Below are 25,437 nucleotides of genomic sequence, written 5' to 3'. Positions count from 1 at the left end.
ACTATGATCAGTCAGTTTTTTATTTATCGTCCTAAGTTTGCGTTTGTCATTTCAATTATCATTACACTGGCAGGATTTCTTGCTATTCCAGTATTACCTGTTGCCCAATTTCCCCCTATCACTCCCCCTGTTATTGAGGTCACAGCGAACTTTCCTGGCGCTAGTGCAAAGGTTGTTCAGGATACCGTTGCTAACCCCATTGAATCTCAAGTCAACGGGGTTGAAGATATGATTTATATGTCGTCTAAAAGCGCTAATGATGGCAGCTACCGATTATCAGTTACCTTTGCCATCGGCACTGACCCAAACATGGCGCAAATTAATGTACAAAACCGTGTCGCTTTGGCCAATCCTCAGCTTCCTGCTGAAGTCACACGACAAGGCGTAGCCGTTGATAAAAAATCATCTGACATGCTGTTAATTGTTAATTTGATTTCACCCAATAACTCTTATGACGGACTCTTTTTATCAAACTATGCCAGTATCAATATAAAAGATACTTTAGCAAGAGTATCAGGGGTCAGTGATGCCCAAATTTTAGGGGCTCAAGATTACGGTATGAGAATCTGGCTTGACCCTGCAAAAATGTCCACTTATGGCATTACCACTCAAGACATTGACAATGCCATCAACGAACAAAACGTTCAGGTACCCGCTGGTCAAATTGGTGCAGCCCCGTCACTACCAACCCAGCAATTTCAGTACGCTTTACAAGCTAAAGGACGACTTTCATCACCTGAAGAATTTGAGCAAATCATACTAAAATCTCGTAACGATGGGTCATCAATCTATTTAAAGGATGTTGCCCGAATCGAGCTTGGTTCTGCCTCTTATGGCTGGTTTGGTGAGCTCAATAATAGCCCCAGTGTTATTCTCGCCGTCTACCAATTACCTGATGCCAATGCCTTGGAGGTTGCACAGCAAGTTAAAAAAGAAATGCAACAGCTTGCTAAACAGTTTCCTAATGATATTAGTTTTGAAATTTTATACGACACAACACGCTTTATTGAAACCTCAATTGCAGAAGTAGTTGAAACCCTTATCGTTGCCGTTTTACTGGTCATACTCGTCGTTTTTATATTCTTGCAAGATTGGCGATCAACATTAATCCCCTCTATCGCAATTCCAGTTTCCCTGATTGGCACATTTGCCGTTCTACTCGCTATTGGTTTTTCAATAAACACTATTTCACTGTTCGCCCTAATTTTAGCCATTGGCGTAGTAGTAGATGACGCGATTGTTGTTATTGAAAATGTCCAGCGTTTAATGGAAGAAGAAAAGTTATCTCCTGTCGAAGCTACGGTAAAAGCAATGCAACAGGTAAGCGGTCCCATTATTGCCACAACCTTGGTATTACTTGCTGTTTTTACACCTGTTGCGCTAATGCCTGGTATTACTGGACAAATGTACGCTCAGTTTGCCATCACCATTTCTGTTTCTGTAATTATTTCTTCTATTAATGCGCTAACCTTAAGCCCGGCACTGTGTGCCACACTCCTTAAACCTTCAGCAGCACCTTCCTTTTTTATTTTAAGGTGGTTTAATCAGGGCTTTGACAAGCTTACTGGCAAATATCAACGTGCAGTAACTTCTTTGGTTCGCAAATTATTCATCGTAAGCCTACTTTTTTTAGCGTTAATCGCTATTTTACTTGTATTTGCTAAACAGCTCCCAACAGGTTTTATACCTGAAGAGGACCAAGGTTTTTTTATGATAGATGTGCAACTCCCTGATGGCGCATCTCTAAATAGAACTGCTGAAGTAATGCATCAAGTAACAGATATGGTAAAAACCGTATCAGGTGTTTCTGATGTAATGATTGTAGCCGGATACAGTATTCTTAATGGCGCAATGTCATCCAATGCAGGCTTAGCAATTGCCGTACTAAATCCTTGGGATGAGCGGGAAGAACCAGAGTTATATCAATCCGCCATTATCCAACAGGTACAGGCAAAACTTTCAACCATTGCCCGTGCCAAAGCAGCAGCATTCAGCACCCCAGCTATCCCTGGACTTGGAACCACGGGTGGGTTTGAGTTCGTCCTAACAGATCAGCTTGGTCGGGACCCAAGAGAAATAGCACAGGTTATGGGTGGTTTACTTTTGGCTGCCAACGCAACGAAAGAAATCGGAGTTGCATTTAGTACATTTCGTGCAAACGTGCCACAAATGTTCATTGATGTTGAGCGCGAAAAGGTCAAAAACTTAGGTGTACCTCTTTCTGATATTTTTGGCACACTACAAACACAGCTCGGCTCACTGTACGTTAATGATTTCAATAAGTTTGGCAAAACTTATAAAGTGTTACTACAAGCTGAACCAGAGTTTCGTAATGACGAAAATGACTTAAAGCGATTTTATGTTCGCAGTGCCTCAGGAGAAATAGTTCCCCTAAGTACACTCATTTCGGTCACGCCACTGCTTGGCCCAGATGTAATAAATCGCTATAACCTTTTTACCAGTGTTACCATCAATGGTCAGCCTGCAGCAGGTCATAGTTCCGGACAAGCGGTCACCGCAATGGAACAAGCTGCCAAAGCATCACTGCCTAATGGTTACAGTTTTGAGTGGACTGGAATGACTTATCAAGAGCTTGCAGCAGGTAACCTGGCACCTCTACTGTTTTCTCTTGCCTTGATATTTGTATATTTGTTTTTGGTTGCACAATACGAAAGCTGGCTTATACCCTGGGCAGTTATACTCGCAGTTCCTATCGCTATTTTGGGCGCTTTTTTAAATGTATGGATTGCACAATCAGATGTGAATTTATATACCCAAATTGGTTTGGTGCTACTAATTGGACTTGCCAGTAAAAATGCAATTCTGATTGTCGAGTTTGCCAAAGAAAAACACGAAGTCGAAGGTTTATCCATACAGGATGCCGCAATAACTGCTGCTACATTACGCTTCAGAGCTGTCCTCATGACTGCTTTTTCATTTATTCTCGGGGTTGTTCCACTTGTTATTGCCACAGGTGCAGGAGCAGCCAGCCGACACTCAATTGGTTACAGTGTTTTTGGGGGGATGTTGGCGGCAGGCATTGTGGGAACTCTTCTAGTACCCGTATTTTATGCCATCATACAACACTTAAGAGAACGCTTAAAAAAACAAGGCTAAGCAAGCAGTTACTTATAAACCTGTTTACCTCTATACTCATGGCATTTAGCTTCCACACTGAATGCTTATTAAAATAAACTAAGCATGCCACTATGATAATTCAGTACTCACGTGCTACTTTCATACATATTTGGGCAATACCTGAGTGACAATGATATATCCAATGCCACAAAAAATAGCCTGGATAAAGCAAGCATCTGAGTATAAAGGAGAACGTTTTCTAACAATAAAACCCTGAATTATACCAATAATAGGAACGCTTGAAATAAAGATCCCAAGGAACTTTAAAACGCGCATGAATGTTTTGTCCCCTTTGGTCTTTACTACTGTTAGCACACCAGCCAATATCAATATTGACAGCATGAAGATCAGTTGAATGAGCTCCATCAAAATGCCTCACTGGATAAACATCACACCGAAGTGTAGGTCAAAGCTTTGGCCGTTACCATTATCTCTGACAATCCAGCAATATACACATAAATATCAATGATGGCGTATTTGGATCATGTCTACTTTTAAATATACTGAAAATCCCCACACAAGCGCTAATGATGAGAAGTCAATGCTAAGAAGCGCTCATTTTCAGATAATGATTTAAACGAAGGTTCTTCCTTCATTTCATCAACATAGGTACTTGATAACTCAAGAGCTTTGGTAAGGTCATCCACCGCCTGATCATCCAAGCCTAACGTTGCATGAGCACATGCACGCTGATAATAGGCATAAGGGTATTCTGATGAAATTTCCAATGCTTTATTACACAAGCTCAAAGCCCACTGGGGCTCTTCAAGCTCTAACGCTGCGTCAGCTTTATACGTTAAAGCCTCTACATCTTCAGGGTTTAAACTTAAAACTTGGTCATATATTTTTATCTTAGATTGAGGCGTTGATTCTAAGCCAGAACGCATCCATAACGAGTGAATATTGTTAGTGAGCGCTATTTCTTCCTGTGCTTGAATAATTTGATCCGTACGCTGTCGAAGCTTCTTCTCAAGCTCTGCAAGTCGTTTTTCATAACCTTGAGAAATCAAACGTACCCTTGAGTCAACCAGCTCATCTACTTTACTTTTTACATCACGCAAAGAACTCCAGCCCGCAATGATCAGTATTGAGGTTGCAGCCGTGATAATAAAAAAAATGTTATTGACCGTATCAGTTGTATACTCAAGGGATCTATCCGCTGTTTGTAATTGCGTATTTGCTAAATCGCGTGTGACATCATTTTTGAGCAAAAGGAGATCTTGACGTAACGATTTTAACTCATCCAATACATATCGTTCCATGAGTGGACGTTCTAAAATACCGGGTTTATCTTCCGTTTCAGGGGAGGGCTTTTCAGCAGCTAAACTCTGCCCAACCTGCAACACCAGGAATAAAAAGATCATTGTAGTGATCACTTTCACTGGTTTATGCAACAAAAGCATTACACTCTACTCCTCACGACAAACAACACTGATTAAGTGGCTTAACTTAGTGCGCCACTACAAAACATGGATATCCCAGTTCATGCCTAACATTTAGCGTAAATATAAGATACCGTGGATGCTATGCATCTTAAATGCAACCTTATAAAAGTGTAACTGGTTCTACTTACTTTTCATAAAACCTGTAAAGCCTTTTGTTGAGGAGTAAAGGTCTGCGTGTTAACTTTTTCTAGTTTATTGTATGACTGACAACCCAAGCAAGCTGATTTAACTAACTCAGATCACCTGTAGTTTTCTTATGTACTAATTCTTCAAACTGTCTATATTCTGTTTTACTACTTATGAGGTAAGATGAAGCCTCCAGTTCGCTATTTATTACACTAAGCGCACTTGCCTCTGCTGATACTACCCCATAAGCAGCTGGCAACAAACTCGCAATAAAACTAGTGTGCACTCAACTATTCTCGGAATACCGCTTTATAGGAAAAACAATACACATATCAAGCACTAAAACAGTTTTAATAACAGACATTTGAGCCTAAACTCATCTTTTTCTAAAATGTCCAAGCTTTACCCAGCTATATCCAATGCGACGGGTATATGTTCTCTTGGAAAAGTATATCTTTCAGCGTTGAAGGTTTAACCCAATCACTACTATGTCATCATTAGTTCAACAGTACTTACAGAAGTATGCCGAAACTGAGGCCCAACAAATTCAACCAACAATACAAACAAGACAGTTTAATAGTGTGCTGGTAGTGCCCTGCTTTAATGAGCCTTTACAATTACTAGAACGTCTTCTGCAACCACTCCATATTGAAGACAACTGGCTAATAGTACTTGTTATTAACGCTCCCAGTAATGTTTCCTCTACCCAGTTGAATAACAACCATAAACTCTTAAACCAGCTCAATATTGATCATAAAACGAACCAGAATAGCTTAGTACCTTTTAAAAATTATTGGCTTTATGTCATTAACCGCTCAGCGGAATCCAACCTTATTCCAGTAAAAGCCGGCGTTGGCCTCGCTAGAAAAATAGGCGCCGATATTGCCTGCCATCTGATACATCAAGGCATTGTTCAATTACCCTGGATTTTCTCAACGGATATGGATGCAGTATTACCTGGTAACTATTTAAAGCAAGTCATAGAGTATCCATTAGCATCAAATAACTGCAGTGCCTTTATTTATAATTATCAACACCAGGCAGATACCTGCAGCTTAACTGTTAGCCAACAACTGTATGATATTCGACTTCGTTATTATGTATTGGGTTTACGTTGGGCTGGCTCACCTTATGCCTTTCATACAATAGGTAGCTTATTAGCTATTCATTCTGAAGCCTATGCAAAAGTCAGAGGGTTTCCTTGCCGGAATGCTGGTGAAGATTTCTACTGTTTGAATAAGCTGACCAAAGTGGGCCAAATCATTTCACTCAAAGGCCAACCTATTATCATTGATGCGCGCTTATCTGACCGCGTACCTTTTGGAACAGGTCCTGCGTTACAGTCCATTTCAACGCTAAACGAACCAAAAACAGATTACTTATACTATAACCCAGAATGTTTTAATGCCCTAAAAAAATTATTATCTGTCTTTAAGACAGAAAACACATTGACATCAGAATCACTAAAAAAGCAGTTTGATCACTTACCCCAGTATATAATTGATACTCTTTCTACTTTAAAAATTCACCAGTTTGAAAAACATATTACTCAACAAAAATTAACAGGTAAAAAACTAAAAGAACATTTTCACCACTGGTTTGATGGGTTTAAAACACTTAAATTAATACATTGTTTGCGTGATAATCATTTCCCTTCATTACCATTGAGTGAGCTTCAACAGCATCCATTATTTCAACAACTGACAAGCATTACAGTAAATACGTCACTATCTCCTGCAGAATTAGAAAAACAATTAGCGTTAAAAGAACTACAAGAGTAATCTTATTTATTACTCATTTGCAGATAAAAATTTCGTGATGAATATAGATTGTGCCTTTTAAACTAGCCATTCCTCATCAAACAGGGTAAAAGGGTCAAGTCTATTAATCACAACACATCATGCCAATGCAATACATGAATAGCTCATGTGGGACTGTTTGCGGCAAATAAGCATCCAGGGACGGATTCACCGCGTGTTCAACGAGCGTTATGCAGTCGTTGGGCAAAGGTGCTTAAAAAAATAGCTTTTGTAAAGGTAAAATTATATGTGATTGCCCTGTTTAAAACCAAATATGAAATAAACACTATAAAAATACCAATATTAATATTGGTATAATTTTAGATTAGAAAGCTTAAAACTGTCGTTAAATTTTTTACTGAATTTCTATCGCGTAGACACCATATTTTGCTATACCCTGCTTATAGCCCGGAAAACTATGTATCAACTCAATAGCATCCGCAACAGCCCCTAAAGTGGGTAACGTGTTTTCCATCCCCTCTGTATTAAGCAGTTCTTTTACTGTCTGGTAATGATCAACTCGAATAACGCGTCGTTCTAACGATTCTCCAGTTTGTTCATTAATCAATCGTAAAGTATGTCCAGGTTTAATGACACTATAATCAAATGGTCGGACATCACTATTAGCCCGTATCTCGACAGACTTTAAGCCTTGCTTGATCCACTCAAAAGGCATATCCATCAAGCCAATCACATGAATATCACCTTCTGAGTATTCTATTTTGACCGGCTTGCCCATAATTTCTATCATGAATCCTGATGACATTGTATATACCTAACTAACAACTCTTAGTAAATATACCCTTTACAATGGCATATCCTAAAAACCATCTGTACAAGCTAGACACAAATTAGTGGTTGCATTTATAGCTTTACAAACAAGAGCGAGTATGACCGCTCTTTCCTAGAAAATATCATTTTTAGTTTCCCCCCCAGGTGTAAAGAAGTCTAATATTTCCTCACTTGTTAATGCGAGTTGTTCACCTGCTTTATTATTATAAATACCATCCGCTAACGACTGTTTCCTTTCCTGCATCGCTAAGATTTTTTCTTCAACTGTTCCTGTACAAATTAATCGATAAACAAATACGGGTTTATCCTGTCCTATGCGATAAGCACGGTCAGTAGCTTGCTGTTCAACTGCGGGGTTCCACCAAGGATCATAGTGAATCACCGTGTCTGCTTGAGTTAAATTCAGTCCAACGCCACCAGCTTTTAAACTAATTAAAAATAGTGGTACATCACCACTTTGAAACTTACTGATAACTTCTTCTCGCTTACGAGTTTGTCCTGTTAGCTTAACATAGGGAATTTTCAACTCATTTATTTCTTTTTCGATAAGGGTCAACATACTGGTAAACTGAGAAAAGAGTAAGATTTTTCTGTTTTCATCTAACAACTCTACCAACAGTTCTTTTAGTAAAGTTAACTTAGCAGATTGCTTTACTTTTTTCGCTTTGTCCAATTTAACAAGTCTTGGATCACAACAAGCTTGGCGTAGCTTCATTAATGCATCAAGAATTTCTATTCGGCTCCGGTTTAAGCCTTTGGTTTTAAGCAAACTCCGAACTTTCTTTTCCATGCTGAGGCGAATACTTTCATACAGTTTCTGCTGACCAGCACTTAACTCTACACTTCGTATCATTTCTGTCTTTTCAGGCAATTCATCAGCAACAGCGTCTTTTGTCCTTCTTAGTAAAAAAGGTCCAACCTGCTGTGACAATGCTTGATGTCGCTGCTGATGCCCCTCAATTTCAATCGGTTTACGAAATAAACGATTAAAACTACGCTCATTACCCAAAAAACCTGGCATTAAAAAGTCATATAAACTCCATAGCTCACCAAGGTGGTTTTCAAGCGGAGTGCCGGTCATACAGAGATGATGGTTCGCTTTAATCAACCTAACAGATACTGATATTTTTGATTTACTATTTTTTATATACTGAGCTTCATCTAATATAAGCATGTGATACTCATATTCAGCTAGTCGCTCAGCATCACGCTGAAAGGTGCCATAACTGGTAATGATTAACTGGTTTTCTGGCAGTTGCTCAAAATATTCATTACGATTAGTCCCATACCAGACAAAGGTATTCAAGCCAGGGGTAAACTTAGCCGCTTCCTTTTGCCAGTTTCCTAGAACACTGGTCGGCACTACTACCATAACGGGTTGTTTTAACCGACCCCGCTCTTTTTCTAACTGAATGTGTGACAAAATTTGGATCGTTTTGCCTAACCCCATATCGTCCGCAAGCACACCACCAAACCTGTACTTTCTCAAAAACTGCAACCACTCAACTCCTTCTTGTTGATAGTCGCGAAGTGTTGCTTTTAAGCCCCTTGGCGGTTTAAGTTTTTTTATTCCTTTAAAGTTAACCAATTCCTTACCAAGTTTTTTTATTGACTTATCACCGAACCACCTCACCTGTTGTAATGCTTCAGCAAGCGCTTCTAGTCTAACAGCACTAGCATTATTTACTTTTAATTTACCATCTTCAGATAACGTTGGACGATCATAAAGCTCAACCAAGATATCCAAGATAGAATTAATAGTTTCTGCAGGCACTACAATCCACCCAATGCCCTCACACGCTAAGCAAACAGGTTTTTCTGCACGTGCTATTTTATCTCCCGAAGCAGATGTTAACCACTGGATAATAAGGGGTAACGCCGCAACTTTAGTACCATCAATATCAATATCTAATGCAAAAGAAAACCAGTTAGAACCTTCATCATGAGTCGTTATATCCCAGCTCTTCGCTGTTTTAAACTGCTCAGATATGGCCGTTTCGTCAAACTTCCACCCTTGCTCCTGCAACACTGGAAGAACTTCAGTCTTAAACTGATAATAATCACTTGGGTTATGTGCAATATTAAAAAGCAGCTTTTCATCTTGCCAAGGAAAACCAGTGTAATCATTATCTTCTGGCAGATAATTACTTTCAACTAGCTGTTTGACAGCTAACAGCTCTTGATCAGGGTGCAGTCTCACCGAGTATTCAACATTATTTTTAAACACAGTCTGTGGGTTTGCTGGCTGCTCTTTTGAATAGGGAAGTTCGTGTTCGCCATAAATAAAAATCAGCTCCCCCAAGTATTTTTGACCACCAGCACTCTTACTTATCAACAACTTGGGTATAGGTTGCTCATTAACCTCTGTTACTTTCCACTCCACTGGTAATGGTATGTCATAACTGCCTAGCCCAGATCTAATAAGAGCTGCGACTTCAAACTGCTGATCAACATCCAATGCTGGCAACCTTTGCAGCATTAACAGTACATCATAATTTAGTTGGGTATTAATACGACCAAATTGTTTTGTTATTTTATTAAAGTAGCATACTGGCTGGGTTGCTAATACCACCCAATCATCATCACTTACATTGGCTAAACATAACTTGAGTTGCTTTAAGTTATCTTGTGCTTGCCAATTAAACTGGATAGCAAGTAAGCGTCCTTCGGTTAACATATTATTAGGTTCAAACTCACCAACATAAGCACGACCACTATTAGCTAAATGAGTAAGTAATTGGTAGGGGTTACGGGTTTCAGATAAGTGATCAGCATTACCAGTTAAGTTTTTAATAATCTCATCTGCATTTGACCATACATGATTACCATACCAACCACGATAAACATCTTGAAGTGCTGAAAATCCACCTTTTTTGTACTTTTTAGTAGAGTAACAGTCAATGCTCAGATCATCATTATTCAGCTGTAAAATATAAACAACAAACTCCTTACCAGGAGTAGCGTCATACCTAAAAGGTGATGTCGTGTGTTTTTCTTGCGCTATTACAGATTCAAATTGTTGTTGCCATAAGCTAAAACTCAATTGAGATTCAGGTAACGTTTTTTCTGCACTCTTACCTCGCTGGTCCAAATACTTTAATAAAGCAGCAGCAACGTGTTTACAATTATAATCAACGGGGCATGAACAATAACCGTCAATATCTACTTCAGCATGGTATTTACTTACATGAATTTCCTGCGTATAGCGGTTTCGACCACTCACTACTGATCTGATAACACCGTCATCACTATCCCAATAGACTTTATCAACATGCCCATGTCGAAAATAATCCTTTCCTCTTCTTAAAAAAGTACTGGAAATATTATCTTCTATATCTTGATATCTAAGAAAATTCACAGCTGATCCTACTAAACTCTGTCGCGTTTACAATTTAGTTTGATATTAATGATGAATCATTTGCACAGCAAAGCTCAATTTATTTCACTGGTGTATAGCGATTAACTATGGGCAACACTACAGTAAATATCACACCATGCTCTTCTTCTGCATTTTCTGCCATAATACGCCCCTGGAACCAGTCAACAATTAATTTGGCAATATGTAAACCAAACCCTAAGTGCTGTTTAGAAGAGGTTTCTTTGCGAACAGATACCAAAGAATCAAATAGTTGATCACGCATTGAATCTGGTAAAGATGAGCCTTGATTAAATACCGTTAAATAATAGTTTTCTTGTTCTTGTTTAAGTGCTATTCGAATTAATCCTTGAGCAGGGGTAAAATCAACCGCGTTATCCACCAATTTATCCAACAACTGTACTATAAAATCAGCTTCTCCCCATAAAGGGTAAGATCCTGGCTGTATGTTTGCCTGCAAGCGATGTTCAGGATATACATCTTGATACGCTAGAACCATACCATTGACCACTTGATCAAGCGGGAAACACTCGGGTTCTGCCTGTGCTAAGCTTTGTTCTACACGTTTCGCTTCACTCATAGCATCAATTAAATGCCGTAACCGATCTGCCCCATCTTTAGCCCTTAATACATAGTCTTTCGCACTATCAGAAAGTGAACTTTCCATTTCCAGGTTTTCAAGTGAAGAACGCATAACCGCTAATGGAGTCCTAAGTTCATGAGCCAATTTACTCGATAAACTCTGTAAATAATGCATATAGTCCCAAAGACGTTGATGCAACACTTTAAAGCTTCTGGATAAATCCCCTATTTCATCCCTTTGCTTTGATGCTGGAAATACTTGCGCTAACTGCCCTTCTGCCGTTAATACCTGCTCAGCAAGACGACTCAATCGTCGTATACGGCTTGATAATAGAATCGCATACCCCACAAGCACAACGACAACAAGCGTAATAACCCAAAAAGTTACGCCTATCATTCCCAGCCAGGCTTTATCTGTCAGCGAGACAATTTCATCAGAAGCATTCACAACAAACACTGCACCAATGACCTTGTCACTTTGTACGACAGGTGTCCCCGCTACAACTTTATTGGTATATCGCTTACTTCCCTGAAACCATTGAGAAGCTAAACTATTCTGCAAAACATGCTGCATAAATTCAGAATTCACTCGGCCCGATTGCAAAGACCATTCTGGTAGAGGCGTTGACGAGGACAAAATCCAGTGTAACAAAGTCCTTTGCCAATAAGGTACTACCACATGCTGTTGCGCGATATCTTCATCCAATGCCGAATTTTTAGGTTTTGCTAAGGCAAGCACCCACCCTTGCGGTGTTACCAGCACCACTTCTTGCCCTAATGACGCAAAGGGTGATAACAGGGCCTGTAGATGTGGCGCTGGCGTAACAAGTAGGTAAGGTATGGATTCTGGCTGGGCCAGTGCAGCAATTAGACTATCTTCACCAATCACCGTCTCACTAAAAAGTGCCCCCACTGTTTGCACTTGGTTAATAAAGTCATAGTCAACCATACCCACAGCGACCCGATCCCCCACCTGCTGATGAGCAATACGTAACTCTATATTGATGCCCTGAGCTGTCTCTTGCCACTGCCCCTGAATATTCGGCTCGGGTATAAGGATAATTTGTTTTTCTTCAATAAGAATTTGTTCTGCAATGACTTTACCTGGTGCAGGTGTACGCACTAAATAAGCTTGATGCTCATTGCCTTTTTGGACTCGAATTAACAACGCATCAGATGCAAATATCGAGCGCTGCATAGGTGTTTGGTAGATGACGCGATCATCCTGATAAGTAATATGCAAGTAGAGTGCTTGGTCCCCACCTGCCCCCAAACGCATCACCATTGGTTCTTTTTTTAAACTAAGAAAGTTATTAATTTGTTGATTAAAAAACGGCCAATCTTCATGATAGCCATCAATCACCAGAGGCATATTCAACGGGTGTGCATACAGCACTTGCTCCCCCACCACACTGGGCCAGGTCACTGTGGTCAGTGTACTGGCAATTGCATTTGCTGTTGCTTGTACCGCTTGCTCCTGGCCACTACGTAGCGCAATTTCTGTCTCTTTTACGTACTGACAACCCGCCCAGGGTAACGCCAGGGTAATGAGACTAATAATAAATAATTGGATATGAAGTCGCATACAGACTGCTATTTTTGTGGATGCCAGCGATAGCCAAACCCATATACTGTTTCAATAGATTGAAAATTAGTATCCAGCTTCGAAAATTTTTTACGAATACGCTTAATGTGCGAGGTAATGGTATTATCATCAAGCACGACATTTGCCGCATCCATCAATTGCTGACGGTTTTTAACATGGCCTGGGTGCCTAGCCAATGCGTATACCAGCCAAAACTCAGTTAACGTCAAAGGTACTAACTGCGCTTGCCAGTTTGCAGTCATTCGATCAAGGTCCATCACTAAATCACCACAGCATAATTGTTGACCTTGCTCAGCAGGTGATTTTGACTGAAGTGCATCAACACGACGAAACAATGCAACAATTCGTGCAACCATATGTTCTAAACTGATGTCTTTCGTCAGGTAATCATCAGCACCTAATCTCAAGCCAGAAATAGCATCCAACTCACTGTCTCTAGCCGTCAAGAAAATGATGGGTAACTGTGGGGCAATAGCCCGAAGCTCTCGACAAAGATCAAAGCCTCCTTCAATTTCATCTTCCAAGCCAACATCAATGATGGCCAGCTCAGGAAGCTGCTTATTGAATGCCGCCATCGCTTCTCGGCGGTTACTATACATGCTGACATGATAACCATATCGAGTGAGTACTGCCCGATAGTTCTCACGAATGGCCACTTCATCTTCTACGATGGCGATATAACGCTGCATCTAAGCCTCCACCAGAACAAACAGTCGCCAATTATGCGGCGCGATAAACCCAATGACAACTACTACGACGATCAAGAGTAAGTAATCAAGATCAACAATGAACCACTTAAAGCTAAGACAGGAAAGGATTAACAGAAATTCAAGAACAGAGCTCTCAAGTAAAATGAGTAACAATCATTTTGTATGAGTTATAAATTACCCATCTAACTCAGCCGAAAAACCCTGATAGAGATCAATATACGTATATTGACGACTAATACAATGGACAAATCCGCAATACATTCATCATTGCAGAAGGGATTCATCATGGAAATTGATTTAGTATCGCTCGTCAAAGCTCAGGGGTTTGAACACTTCACAGATAAATTTGGCACAGAAAGTCAATGTCACGAGTTGTTATTTCAACTCCGCTGGCCTGAAGGTTTCCGTTGTCCAAGCTGTGGTTGCGCTAAGCATTGTACCCTTAAAACACGTCCGCTATACCAATGTAACCACTGTCACCGTCAGCAATCACTTATCAGTGGTACAATATTCCAAGGCACTAAACTTCCCCTTAAAGACTGGTTTAGAGCTGCTTATCTTCTTGCTCATCAAAAGAAACTGTCTGCATTATCACTTATGCATGAACTCAATGTTTCTTACGACACTGCCCGCAGAGTAAAACGAAAACTTCTTAAACAACACCAATCAACTACTGAAAAGTCCAAAACCACACATCGTGTTAACCAATTACCTATTATCACAACACCTTTGTGATTTCCTTAATCAATGCTCTGTGTGAGTTAGAAAACTCTTGCTCACACGAGTATATTTTTCAGTAAATATATTTTAATTTTTGCAGATTTCATTCATCACTGTACTTTTATTTTTCTCCAAATAAACATTTAATTTAGAAAAAAATTAAAAAAGTTTGAGATAAACCTCCCCTCCTTTGAAAGTACCACTACTACAAAATACAAAGAAAAACACCCTTCACACAAAAAACAAATAATATTCACATAACTTAGGATCATTTTTCATACTCTTCTGTCTTAGTTTGAGGGCTGTTATACAGGCTGGGAGAAAGAGGTCAAATCAGTCAGTGAAACTCTTATTAAGACTTTCTTAATAAAGTGAAATGTTCTTTGGCAGAGACTCTTGTTCTTGCTATGGTATTCGCCCTTATAAAATGACCCTGTCAGTTTGATTTGGCATCTAGGAGTACTTTCATTCATGAGGTGGCTTAAGGTTATCACCCCCATTGGTTTATTAGCATTGGCGTCTGCCGCTACCTGGCAGTTAAGTAATATGAAACCTGAACCAGCCAAATCTGAAAAACCTGTTACTCCACTTGTTGTAGAAACTAAACCGTTAACAGAAGAGACTGTACAGTTTCATGTTGCAAGTCAGGGTACTATCAACCCTCGCACCGAAACAACGCTGATTTCACAAGTGGCAGGCACAGTTCTGGAAATTTCTCCGGCGTTCGTCAGTGGCGGCACATTTACAAAGGGAGATATACTCCTTCGTATCGACCCCATTGACTATCAGGTAGCTGTTGAGCAAGCCAAAGCCCAGCTTGCTCAGGCAGAAGCCAAACTGATGGAGGAACAAGGTAAAGCCGAAGCCGCTCGTACAGATTGGACCCAGCGAGGACGCTCATTAAAGCAAGCTAATGACCTGGTATTACGCAAACCTTATGTACAAGAAACCAAAGCTGCCGTCCATGCAGCCAAAGCTGATTTACATAAAGCACAACAGTATCTTGCTCGTACAAAAATTCGTGCTCCTTATGATGGTATGACAAAAGCTCGTCAGGTTGATGTTGGACAGTATGTAACAACAGGAGCACAACTTGGAGATACTTTTGCTACAGATTATGCAGAAGTACGCTTACCCATCAAACGCAGTGACATGCCTTATCTTGATCTACCTGACTTTGGGCAAAGCGAATTCCAAGGACCAAAGGTAACACTGACTTCAAACCATAATCCTGACCATCAATGGCAAGCCATTATTACACGCCAAGAAGCTGTCGTTGACACTAAAACCCGTATGCACTATTTAGTTGCACGCATCAAAGATCCTTACTCACTCACTTCAGCAAAACAAAAAGCACAGGCACCACTACCAATTGGCTCATTTGTCAAAGCCACCATTGCTGGTATAGCAGCAGAAAGTGTCATTAAAATTCCACGTCACCTGTTAATTAACCGTCAACAATTACTCGTCATTGATAAAAACGACACTCTGCGTATACATCCAGTAAAACTTATTCGAGAGCAACGTGCCAGTGCGTTTATAAAGAATAACTTTAGTGATGGTGACAGACTATGCCTCACAGCTATTCCAAACCCTATTCCTGGCTTGCAAGTGAATATCACTAAAACAGAACAGCAATCAGCAGTCGCCATTAAATCAACACCAGCAGCATCCAGTAAAAAAGCTACATCCAGCGCAACACATTCAAGTGAAGGCTAAAGTGGACAGCGTAAAAACCGAGCATGCAAAGCTCAACTCCATGCGGCTTATGTGCTTAAGCACGGAGTTTCTAAGCAAGAGAAAGTTTTAGGCTAATAAATATGCAAACGACTAAGTCATCGTCAGGTATCATTGCTTGGTTTGCTGCCAATCCTGTTGCAGCAAATTTGCTTATGATGTTTTTACTCGCTGTAGGCATATCTTCAGCAATTAACATCAAAAAACAAATGTTCCCTGATTTCACCCTTGATAGCGTTGTTGTTTCTATCAGCTATCCTGGCGCATCACCTACTGAAGTATCCCAAAGCGTTACTTTAAGAGTTGAGTCAGCTATCCGAACGATCGCAGGCATTAAAAAAGTTGAGTCCTTTGCCATAGAGGGTTATACCAACATTACATTGGAAGTGACCAATGGCTATAGTGTTGATGACATTATGGATGAAGTGAGAACTGCAGTTGATAGTATTACTTCATTTCCCGATGCTGTGGAAAAACCTCACATCAGCAAAAGTGAGCGAAAAACCCGGATAATTTGGGCATCGTTATTCGGTGATGTCGATTATGCAACATTACATCGCGTCGGAGAGGAAATTCGAGATGAAGTTCAAGCCCTACCAGAAGTGAGTAAAGCAGAGCTCTACGGTATTCGCGAAGCTGAAATAGCCATTGAAGTTTCAGAGCAGGACTTACAAGCCTACAACCTGACATTTGATGAAATAGCCAATGCACTTAAGCGTAGCTCAATTGATATCGCCAGTGGTGTGATTAAAGCTAAAAGCGGGCGCATTCAACTACGTGCTGAAGGTCAGGCCAAAACCGTTGCAGAATTTTCCCGAATTGTCATCCGTGCGAATCAAGATGGTACCCAGCTGCTACTGGGAGATATTGCTAAAATAACTGATGGTTTTGCAGACACTGGTGACTTTTCTCGTTTTAATCAAAAATTATCCGTTGGCTTATATGTTGAGGCTGCGGGTGATGACGAAATAGCTACAGCAGATGCAGTAAAAAAATACATCGCAGATAAGCAAAAACAGCTGCCTCCCTCTCTGCAAATTTCCTATTGGGGCGACATATCTTTTTATCTTAAAGGCCGGCTAAATATGATGCTCGAAAATATGGGCATTGGGGCATTACTGGTTTTTATCGTCTTAAGTATATTCCTAAGAATTCGTGTTGCCTTCTGGGTCGTGTTAGGTATTCCTATCAGTTTTCTTGGTGCATTATGGTTAATGCCTCATGGACCTTTCCCTGTATTTGTCAATGTAGTCAGCCTTTTTGCATTTATTTTAGTGCTCGGCATTATTGTTGATGATGCCATTATTATTGGAGAAAGCGCCTACACTCATATTGTTAAATATGGCCATAGCCATCAAAGTGTGATTTCTGGCGTTAAGCGCGTAGTGGTCCCTGCAACCTTTGGTGTACTGACAACCATGGCTGCATTTGGTCCCATTCTTAATGTTGGGGGAAATGCTGCACCCTTCTTTGAATCCATTGCAATGGTTGTCATTTTGTGTCTGCTGTTTTCACTGGTTGAGTCAAAACTCATTTTGCCAGCTCACCTTGTAAGCATGAAATATCAGCCAGATAAAAAAACCTGGCTCACCAAGTTACAAGATCGTTTTGATGCAAAACTGCAGTCATTAATTCAGGGAGTCTACCAACCATTATTAGCTAGCTCCTATAAACAGCGTTATACCACAATTGCTCTGTTTACTGGCTTACTCATGCTTACCATAGGTGTTTTGCAAAGTGGTATCGTACGCTTTGTATTTTTCCCCAATGTGCCATCAGACTTTATTCAAGTTAATCTGACCATGAATGATGGTACATCCGACACCAGTCGTAATAATACGCTCAAACTTATTGAGCAAAAGGTAGTCGACATGAATGAAGGCTATAAGAAACAGTATCCTGAAGATAATGGATTTTTAAAACACCTTCTCACATTTACGACTGATGAAACAGGTGGTGAACTCGTTGTTGAACTAACCAAGTCTGAACAACGACAGTGGGATGCAAATACTATCAGTGATCGCTGGCGTAAAGCAGTGGGCACGTTACCCGGTGTAAAAAAGCTAAGCTTCGATTCCAGCACTAATGCAGGTGGTGGTTCACCTATCTTCTTCCAGTTTTCCAGTCGGGATCAGGATGTGCTTATTCAAGCCGCCGCAGAGTTTAAAAAGCAACTGACAACTTATGATGGCGTTTTTGATATTGAAAGCAGTTACAGTGCACCTCGCCCAGACTTTGTACTGTCTCTTATGCCCGAAGCTATTGCTTATCAGCTGCGCTTGGCCGATATAGGAAATCAGTTGAGACAAGGTGTTCATGGTGATGAAATCCAGACCTTCCAACGGGGTACCAGCGAAGTAAAAGTAATGCTGCGTTATCCTAAAGGTGAGCGTTCTGATTTAGGTGATTTAGCTAATTTTAAAGTACGGGTTGATGGTGAAAACACTATGCCACTCAATCAGGCTGTTAGTTGGCGACAGGAACCAGCACCCAGTGAAATACGACGAATAAATAGTACCAATGTAGTAACAATCAGCGCAGATATTGATCCTAGTAAAGTAGAGCCACAAGAAGTCATCAGTGACTTAGAGGATAACTTTATTCCATCGCTGAAAAGCCAGTTTCCATCGCTTAAAACCGACTTGGAAGGTGCTAGTTTAGAGCAGCAAAAAACCATCCAGAAAATGATTCAAGCGGCTATTTTTGGACTATTGCTCATTTATGCCCTGATAGCAATCCCCTTAAAATCTTATAGCCAACCTTTAATCATTATGGCTATTATTCCATTTGGTCTAATCGGTGCTGTTGCAGGTCATTGGTTTTTCAATGTCCCTATTAGCATGATGTCGATTTATGGACTCATCGCACTTGCAGGGGTCTTAGTCAACGATAGTCTCATCTTGGTAGATTTTATCAACAGAGAAGTTAAAGAACGAGGAACAAGTGTTAGCGAAGCCATTCAAGCATCTGGTAAAGAACGTTTTCGCGCTATCCTGCTAACTTCACTGACAACCTTTTTAGGACTAGCACCCATCATTTTGGAAAAAAGTCTTCAAGCCAAAATTGTTATTCCAATGGCAATAGCCCTAGGTTTCGGTATTCTCTTTGCTACAGTAATAACATTGTTCCTGATTCCATCACTTTATGGCGTTGTAGAAGATATTAGCCAGTTAAAGAAAAAAGTACGTATTTACGTATCGAAAAAACAAGCCGCGTAGAACAGCTAAAACAAAATATTTCCTCCCCTTTAGTAACTTTCGCCAAAGGGGGGGGGAATAAGCACAGACAAAGCAAAAATCGATAAAAAAATGAATTTTATTGCTAATCAATAAGCATATTGAGTTGTTTTCTTCGATAAAAAATATAGGGCACCCATGAAAAAATAGTTATACCAACAACATCTGCAGTCAAATCGATCAACTCAAAGGTTCTTTGAGGAAAGTAAAGCTGGGTTATTTCTTCCAGTAACGCAAAACTAAAAACAATCACCGCACCTAATAATATAGATTTTCCTCTTAGTTGTATTAACTTGTAGTTAAGGGCACTATTTAACAACCAAGTTAATACCCCATATAAAAACACATGACCTAATTTGTCACCATAAGGTACACCAGCCATCATTTTCATAAAAATGATTTGCTGACCACTGTCCGCACTCACTATTACCCAACAAATAAAACCAAAAAAAGCAACAACGGGAATGTATCTGAACATGAAATCAGTCACCTTTAGGATCATAAACTAAATATTTTCATATTATTTAGATAAATGATGGGTTAAAAAGCAACTTATGTCTTTTAAAATGCCAAGTCTGTCATTTGTGCCATATTTCGCCACAATTGCTCCCAAAATTATCATATTAGACCAACAACAATGGCGCTTTTACCTTGTTAAATAAACAATAACGAGGAAGGAGCATTTAGAATGAAAGACGATTTCGCAGCACTTAATCAATATCTAGGGTGGTTGGCCATTGGTCTGTGGCTATTTTGCTTTTTAAGCCTGTTAGGCTTTAGTGCTGCTAAAGCCAGTACCACCAATCATTACCACGAGATATACCAAAGTCCAGAGGAAGTCACTTCTGGCAGTTTGCTTCTCAAAAATAAAACCACCTACATCAATGCACTACGCTTAGACAATCATGTAAACATTGATGTAAACGGTATAATTGCTGCTGTCACTGTCACTCAGCGCTTTAAAAACAGTGGTTCAGAATGGGCAGAAGGTGTTTATGCTTTTCCTTTACCCGAAAATGCTGCAGTTTATGCTATGGAAATGACCATTGGTAACCGAACGATCAAAGGCTTAATTAAGCGCAAAGAGGAAGCAAAACACATTTACACGACAGCAAAAGCTGCTGGTCAACAAGCCTCACTCTTATCACAAGATCGACCCAATTTGTTCACAACACAAGTCGCCAATATTGCCCCCGAAGAAACCATAGAAGTTAAAATTTCTTATATGCAATCAGTGCCGTACATTAGTAATCAGTACCAGTTGCGATTTCCAATGACGATCACACCAAGATACAAAAGCGCGCAAACCACTAAGACAGATACAAACTTTCTCTCCTCGCCACAGACATCATCACTACCACCATTACCACAACGCCCTGCCCCTCAAACACCTTTAAAAGTAGACTTAACTATTAATATAAATGCAGGTTTACCATTAGTCAGTTTGAACAGCTCAACTCATAAACTCAAAATCAATAAGAATGACCATCAATACATAGTCCAACTGAAAAATGATGCGGTTATCTTTGACCGAGATTTAGAGTTAACATGGCAACCACAAACGGCCTTCCAACCTCAGGCAACCTTTTTCACTGAAGAGGTTCATAATGAAACCTACGGCCTGTTAATGGTTGCACCACCTAAAATGAAAAAAAATAAAACGCCGCTAAGCAAAGAACAAATTTTTATCATTGATACTTCTGGTTCAATGGCTGGAAGCTCCATAGTACAAGCAAAAACCGCCTTACAATTTGCATTACGACAATTAAACCCGAATGATCGGTTTAATATTATTGCGTTTGATTCAACAACAAGAACCCTTTTTGAACGCTCTCAGCGAGTATCCATGTTAAGTATGGCTGATGCAATTAAGTTTATTGATGACTTAGCCGCAAATGGAGGAACAGAAATTCTGCCTGCTTTACAAGCAGCTGTCACATTGCCACTTACAGACGTCGAACTCAGTCAAATTATTTTTATAACCGATGGTAGCGTAGGGAACGAAGTAGAAATACTTCAATTTATACATCAAAATTTAGCCCCACGCCGCTTATTTACTATAGGCATTGGGTCTGCGCCTAATAGCTATTTTATGCGTAAATCAGCTGAGTTTGGACGAGGTACATTTACATACGTTCCTCATATGAATACAGTTGAACAACGTATCACGCATTTATTTAATCAAATTCAAAACCCAATTGCCTCCGGAATCACTGTAACCTGGCCAGATGGTCAACAACAAACAATCTCAGATTTATACCAAGGTCAGCCATTAATTATCACAAAGAAACTAGAGTCACTTAAATCTTCGCTAGTGATTAAAGCCAAAATGGGTAGGCAGCCTTGGGAGCAAGTCATTCCACAAACACAGCTTCATCAGCCTGCAAACGGTATTGGTAAATTATGGGCAAGACAACAAATTGAAATGCTTCAAGATGAGTATATTCAAACAAATAACAGCGAACTACCAGAACAGATTACGCAAATTGCGCTAACACACCAACTTGCCTCACGCTATACCAGCTTCGTTGCTGTTGCAGAGCAAATTGTAAAGCCGGCTCATCAACAAACTCAATCCACTAACATTTCTAATGCACTGCCCCATGGTAATGCCTATCAAACAACAGGTTTTCCTCAAACAGCCACCACTGCGCCATGGCATCTGCTAATGGCTTTTATCTCAGCATTACTCGGTTTGCTTTGTTTATGCTGGAGTACGATGAGGAAACATCATGAAATATAAATTTTTCAAGTACTTAGGTCTTATTCTGTTGTTAGGCTCTGGGTGGCATACACTGCATGCTGGCTACATATATGGAAAAGCAACACTCGCTCAATTTCTTCTTGAGCAAGCCTGGCAAAACAGCGAACAAGGTAAACAGGTTCAAAAACCATGGCAGTGGGCGGATACATGGCCTATAGCACGACTCTATTTGCCACACCAAAAACCCATGATTGTCTTATCTGGCGCTACTGGGCGAGAGTTGGCCTTTGCGCCAGGACATCTTTCCGCCTCAGTTTTACCTGGAAATCCTGGTACTGTGGTGATTAGTGGTCATCGTGACACTCACTTTAGCCCGCTGGCAGAACTAACTACAGGAGACGTATTAACACTTGAAGCTCGCCAGCAAAAAATTCATTATCAAGTCATAAAAACTAAAATTGCTGATACCCGTACCGAAAAATTAGTGCTTGATAATAGCTTTAATCAACTTATTTTAGTAACCTGCTATCCCTTTGATGCCGTAGAGGCTGGTGGACCTTATCGTTATATAGTGCAAGCAATACAGAAAAAAACAAAACAGCAACTAAAAACATTAACAAACGCACAGCACTTTACCATTTAATCTCTATACTGCATTACATAAGGCAGGCAATTAAATTTTCTTTTGCAGCTTGACGACCCATGAAAACAACAACGCTTTACCGCCCAATTGGTCCAGAACAACTGGCACACCTGAAGCAACGGGACTTTGCTGCTTTTCCGGGTGAGGAGATGCAACAAAAGTTCTTCTACCCATTGCTTCATGAATCATTCGCTCGCAGACTTGCTCTCGAGTGGTATCTTCCACAATTTGGTGCTGCCCATATTGTCAGCTTTGATATTAATTCTCATTATCTTGAGCAGTTTGAAGTGAAGCGTATTGGTGGTCCCGAACATACAGAATACAGAATTCCAGTTATACAGATTGATAGCTTAAATAAACAGTTACTAGGCAAGATTCAGTTACTGTCTTCTTATCAAACAGGAGCTTTAAATAGTGCAGGCCAGGTGATTACACCTGCTCGCTCTAACTTTTTTCACCTTGCTGGCCAGCTAAGCAATAGCTCTCTTCGCTGTCTAGCCTAGTGCCTACCCTACACTTGAGTGCTTAGACACTAAAGCATTTATGCTTTGATGCCTGAGCACTCGCACCTCCCTTGTTGGTCTTATATATTGTTAAAAGGACTAATGTGCATTCAAGGCCAAAATTAAGCTGTATACTTAATTTTGCAGAGGTGATAGAAGTGACTAACTGACCGAATGAAAAGCATGTGCTTGCTGTGAAGGTTATATAAGGGCACCTCTAAAAATAGTCATTCTTGATGATTCACAATGACTATACAAAAATAGCGTCCAGACTTTGCAATTTCCTCCACTGAGGTAAACTAAGCACATCATTCAATTCAATAGAAAGGTGAATTTTGTTAAAACGCATCAAACATATTCTAAAAAAGCGCACCGACAGTGCGCCAGAGAACACAACGAATCACGCTAGCAAGCCCAATCAAAATCAAGCAGGCGATCACAAGAAAACTGTTCACGATCAACATAAATCAACTCGTCAACAGCCAAAAAAGCGCAAGCCCGATAATCAAGTAGTCAAAGCTAAACGCCAAACAAATTGGGATATAAGCCAATTTGTCGTTCATCCTGAACCAGGTAAGACCCGCTTTCACGATTTTAACTTGCCCTCTCCTCTTATGCATGCCATTCAAGACCAAGGCTTTCATTACTGTACGCCCATTCAGGCTGAAGTTTTGGGAATTACCCTGGAAGGATGTGATGCCATTGGGAAAGCACAAACAGGTACAGGTAAAACTGCCGCATTTTTGATATCAACCATTAAACAGTTGTTAGAAGTCCCTCCACCCGAGCCTCGTTACACAGGAGAACCTCGAGTGCTAATCTTAGCACCCACGCGAGAACTGGCACTGCAAATCTGTAAAGATGCTGAAGTACTGACCAAATACACCGCCTTAAATGTCATTAACTTAGTCGGCGGCATGGACTATGAGAAGCAGCTTCGTCAACTAAATTCAGACTACTATGATATCGTTGTGGCAACACCTGGTCGCTTACTGGATTTTATACAGCGCAGGGATTTATTCCTTGATCTGGTTGAGATCCTGATAATAGACGAAGCTGATCGTATGCTTGACATGGGTTTTATTCCACAAGTCCGTCGTATTGTCCGAGCAACACCTCGTTGTGGGGATCGTCAGACGTTGCTATTTAGTGCAACTTTTACCCAAGATATTTTAAATTTATCGGAACAGTGGACCTATAAACCGACTAAGGTTGAAATTGAACCAGAAACAGTGGCAACCAATACCGTTGAACAAAAACTATATTTAGTGACGGAGCAGGATAAATTCACTGTTTTATGCAATATACTTTGGGGACGGGGACAAGAGGAATGTCGCACTATTGTATTTGCCAACAGAAGAGATGAAACTCGCCACATTGCAGACAAACTCAAAGAGCAAGGATTTAAATCTGCACTATTATCCGGTGAAGTACATCAGCAAAAGCGTATTAAAACACTGGAAAACTTCAAACTTGGTATTATTAATGTGATGGTTGCAACGGATGTTGCTGGTCGTGGTATACATATAGACGACGTTAATCTAGTCATTAATTATGCACTTCCTGAAGATCCTGAAGATTATGTTCATCGTATAGGTAGAACCGGTCGTGCAGGCAAGCATGGTATGTCAATTAGCTTTGCAGGTGAAAATGATGCCTTTGCAATTCCTGCCATAGAAGAACTCTTAGGCAAAAAACTGGACTACCAGCAACCACCTGAAAATGCTTTTAGACCTTTAGACATTACTCCTCAAAAGATCCAACGACGTCCTCGCAAGCACTATAAAAAACATCACCGTTAAAACGAAACTCTGCTAGCGACTGTAAAAAATATAATTAATTAAAAACTACAGTTGTTAGCACTATGCTTAACACCCTTTCTCCATTGTGAATCATTTCTATAACTCCGCCTTTACTTCATGGTCTAATTTTTCTAACCCTCAAGTATGTCTATTGCGTTACAAATGACGTACACCTTTTCTTTCTGATCAACAAACTATTTATAATACATCATGTATCACAACCCCAAATGGGTTGTATTTTCATAATAATTTAATATTTTCTTAACCTTGCCAGTCACGAATTCTTAGTTAATATTTATAGTAAGGATTGGTATTAGCAATCAGTTTATATCTTAGTTATTTTTATTTTAACAATCCGAATCATTGTGCGACGAATTATAAAAAGGGGGATAAATAAAGCGTTTAAAATTGAATAGTTGTTCTTAATAGTTAGTGCGAATATCTTATACCCGTAACGAATGGTGTGCCCAAAAACTAAGGGCATATAACCACAATGAAGGGTATACATCAAACAAGGT

The 25,437-nt window shown here is 40.0% G+C and carries 15 protein-coding genes; 9 read left to right on the top strand and 6 right to left on the bottom strand.

What is annotated here, in order from left to right; all coding sequences use genetic code 11:
- Positions 1-3 precede the first annotated feature (3 nt).
- Positions 4-3,117 carry an efflux RND transporter permease subunit gene (locus tag KCG35_RS03770; RefSeq protein ID WP_215818333.1) on the top strand — a complete coding sequence of 1,038 codons (3,114 nt, stop codon included), beginning with the start codon at positions 4-6 and terminating at the stop codon, positions 3,115-3,117.
- Between the two features lie 545 nt (positions 3,118-3,662).
- On the opposite strand, the gene KCG35_RS03765 is transcribed toward KCG35_RS03770, so the two are convergent.
- Positions 3,663-4,541 carry a TPR end-of-group domain-containing protein gene (locus KCG35_RS03765; protein ID WP_230408987.1) on the bottom strand — a complete coding sequence of 293 codons (879 nt, stop codon included), beginning with the start codon at positions 4,539-4,541 and terminating at the stop codon, positions 3,663-3,665.
- A 656-nt stretch (positions 4,542-5,197) separates the two neighbouring features.
- Here KCG35_RS03765 and KCG35_RS03760 point away from each other — a divergent pair.
- Positions 5,198-6,490 (top strand): hypothetical protein, encoded by a 1,293-nt coding sequence (locus KCG35_RS03760; RefSeq protein ID WP_215818332.1) that lies wholly within the window; start codon positions 5,198-5,200, stop codon positions 6,488-6,490.
- 373 nt (positions 6,491-6,863) lie between these two features.
- Here KCG35_RS03760 and KCG35_RS03755 read toward each other — a convergent pair whose 3' ends face one another.
- The 4 genes from KCG35_RS03755 to pdsR all read right to left on the bottom strand — a co-directional run bounded on the left by KCG35_RS03755 (position 6,864) and on the right by pdsR (position 13,553).
- The gene (locus KCG35_RS03755; RefSeq protein WP_215818331.1) at positions 6,864-7,274 is read right to left on the bottom strand and encodes an ASCH domain-containing protein; all 411 of its coding nucleotides are present in this window, start codon (positions 7,272-7,274) and stop codon (positions 6,864-6,866) included.
- Positions 7,275-7,412: 138 nt separating this feature from the next.
- Positions 7,413-10,658 (bottom strand): DEAD/DEAH box helicase, encoded by a 3,246-nt coding sequence (locus KCG35_RS03750; RefSeq protein ID WP_215818330.1) that lies wholly within the window; start codon positions 10,656-10,658, stop codon positions 7,413-7,415.
- Positions 10,659-10,737: 79 nt separating this feature from the next.
- Positions 10,738-12,843: an ATP-binding protein gene (locus KCG35_RS03745; protein ID WP_215818329.1), complete on the bottom strand. Its 2,106-nt coding sequence runs from the start codon at positions 12,841-12,843 to the stop codon at positions 10,738-10,740.
- Between the two features lie 8 nt (positions 12,844-12,851).
- Complete coding sequence (pdsR, locus tag KCG35_RS03740; RefSeq protein WP_215818328.1) at positions 12,852-13,553, bottom strand: proteobacterial dedicated sortase system response regulator; 702 nt, start codon at positions 13,551-13,553, stop codon at positions 12,852-12,854.
- A gap of 306 nt (positions 13,554-13,859) precedes the next feature.
- Between pdsR and KCG35_RS03735 the strand changes: the two genes are divergently transcribed.
- The 3 genes from KCG35_RS03735 to KCG35_RS03725 all read left to right on the top strand — a co-directional run bounded on the left by KCG35_RS03735 (position 13,860) and on the right by KCG35_RS03725 (position 19,249).
- The gene (locus tag KCG35_RS03735) at positions 13,860-14,309 is read left to right on the top strand and encodes a transposase (protein ID WP_215818327.1); all 450 of its coding nucleotides are present in this window, start codon (positions 13,860-13,862) and stop codon (positions 14,307-14,309) included.
- Positions 14,310-14,765: 456 nt separating this feature from the next.
- Positions 14,766-16,013, top strand: coding sequence for an efflux RND transporter periplasmic adaptor subunit (locus tag KCG35_RS03730; RefSeq protein WP_215818326.1), 1,248 nt, complete (start codon positions 14,766-14,768; stop codon positions 16,011-16,013).
- A 101-nt stretch (positions 16,014-16,114) separates the two neighbouring features.
- Positions 16,115-19,249: an efflux RND transporter permease subunit gene (locus tag KCG35_RS03725; RefSeq protein ID WP_215818325.1), complete on the top strand. Its 3,135-nt coding sequence runs from the start codon at positions 16,115-16,117 to the stop codon at positions 19,247-19,249.
- A 103-nt stretch (positions 19,250-19,352) separates the two neighbouring features.
- Here the strand turns inward: KCG35_RS03725 and KCG35_RS03720 are convergent, their stop codons facing one another.
- Complete coding sequence (locus KCG35_RS03720) at positions 19,353-19,745, bottom strand: VanZ family protein (RefSeq protein WP_215818324.1); 393 nt, start codon at positions 19,743-19,745, stop codon at positions 19,353-19,355.
- 210 nt (positions 19,746-19,955) lie between these two features.
- On the opposite strand from KCG35_RS03720, the gene KCG35_RS03715 reads away from it, so the two are divergent.
- The 4 genes from KCG35_RS03715 to rhlB all read left to right on the top strand — a co-directional run bounded on the left by KCG35_RS03715 (position 19,956) and on the right by rhlB (position 24,919).
- Entirely contained in the window at positions 19,956-22,010 is a 2,055-nt protein-coding gene (locus tag KCG35_RS03715) for a marine proteobacterial sortase target protein (RefSeq protein ID WP_215818323.1), read from the top strand.
- On the top strand, positions 22,000-22,614 hold the full coding sequence (locus KCG35_RS03710; protein ID WP_215818322.1) for a class GN sortase: 615 nt from the start codon (positions 22,000-22,002) through the stop codon (positions 22,612-22,614). Before KCG35_RS03715 ends, KCG35_RS03710 begins: the two co-directional genes overlap by 11 nt.
- Before the next feature lie 59 nt (positions 22,615-22,673).
- Positions 22,674-23,117, top strand: coding sequence for a hypothetical protein (locus tag KCG35_RS03705; protein ID WP_215818321.1), 444 nt, complete (start codon positions 22,674-22,676; stop codon positions 23,115-23,117).
- A gap of 335 nt (positions 23,118-23,452) precedes the next feature.
- On the top strand, positions 23,453-24,919 hold the full coding sequence (gene rhlB / locus KCG35_RS03700) for an ATP-dependent RNA helicase RhlB (RefSeq protein WP_230408986.1): 1,467 nt from the start codon (positions 23,453-23,455) through the stop codon (positions 24,917-24,919).
- Positions 24,920-25,437 lie beyond the last annotated feature (518 nt).

The organism is Zooshikella harenae (assembly GCF_018837975.1).
Taxonomy (GTDB): Bacteria; Pseudomonadota; Gammaproteobacteria; order Pseudomonadales; family Zooshikellaceae; genus Zooshikella; species Zooshikella harenae.
This window is presented reverse-complemented; position numbering and strand designations above follow the sequence as displayed.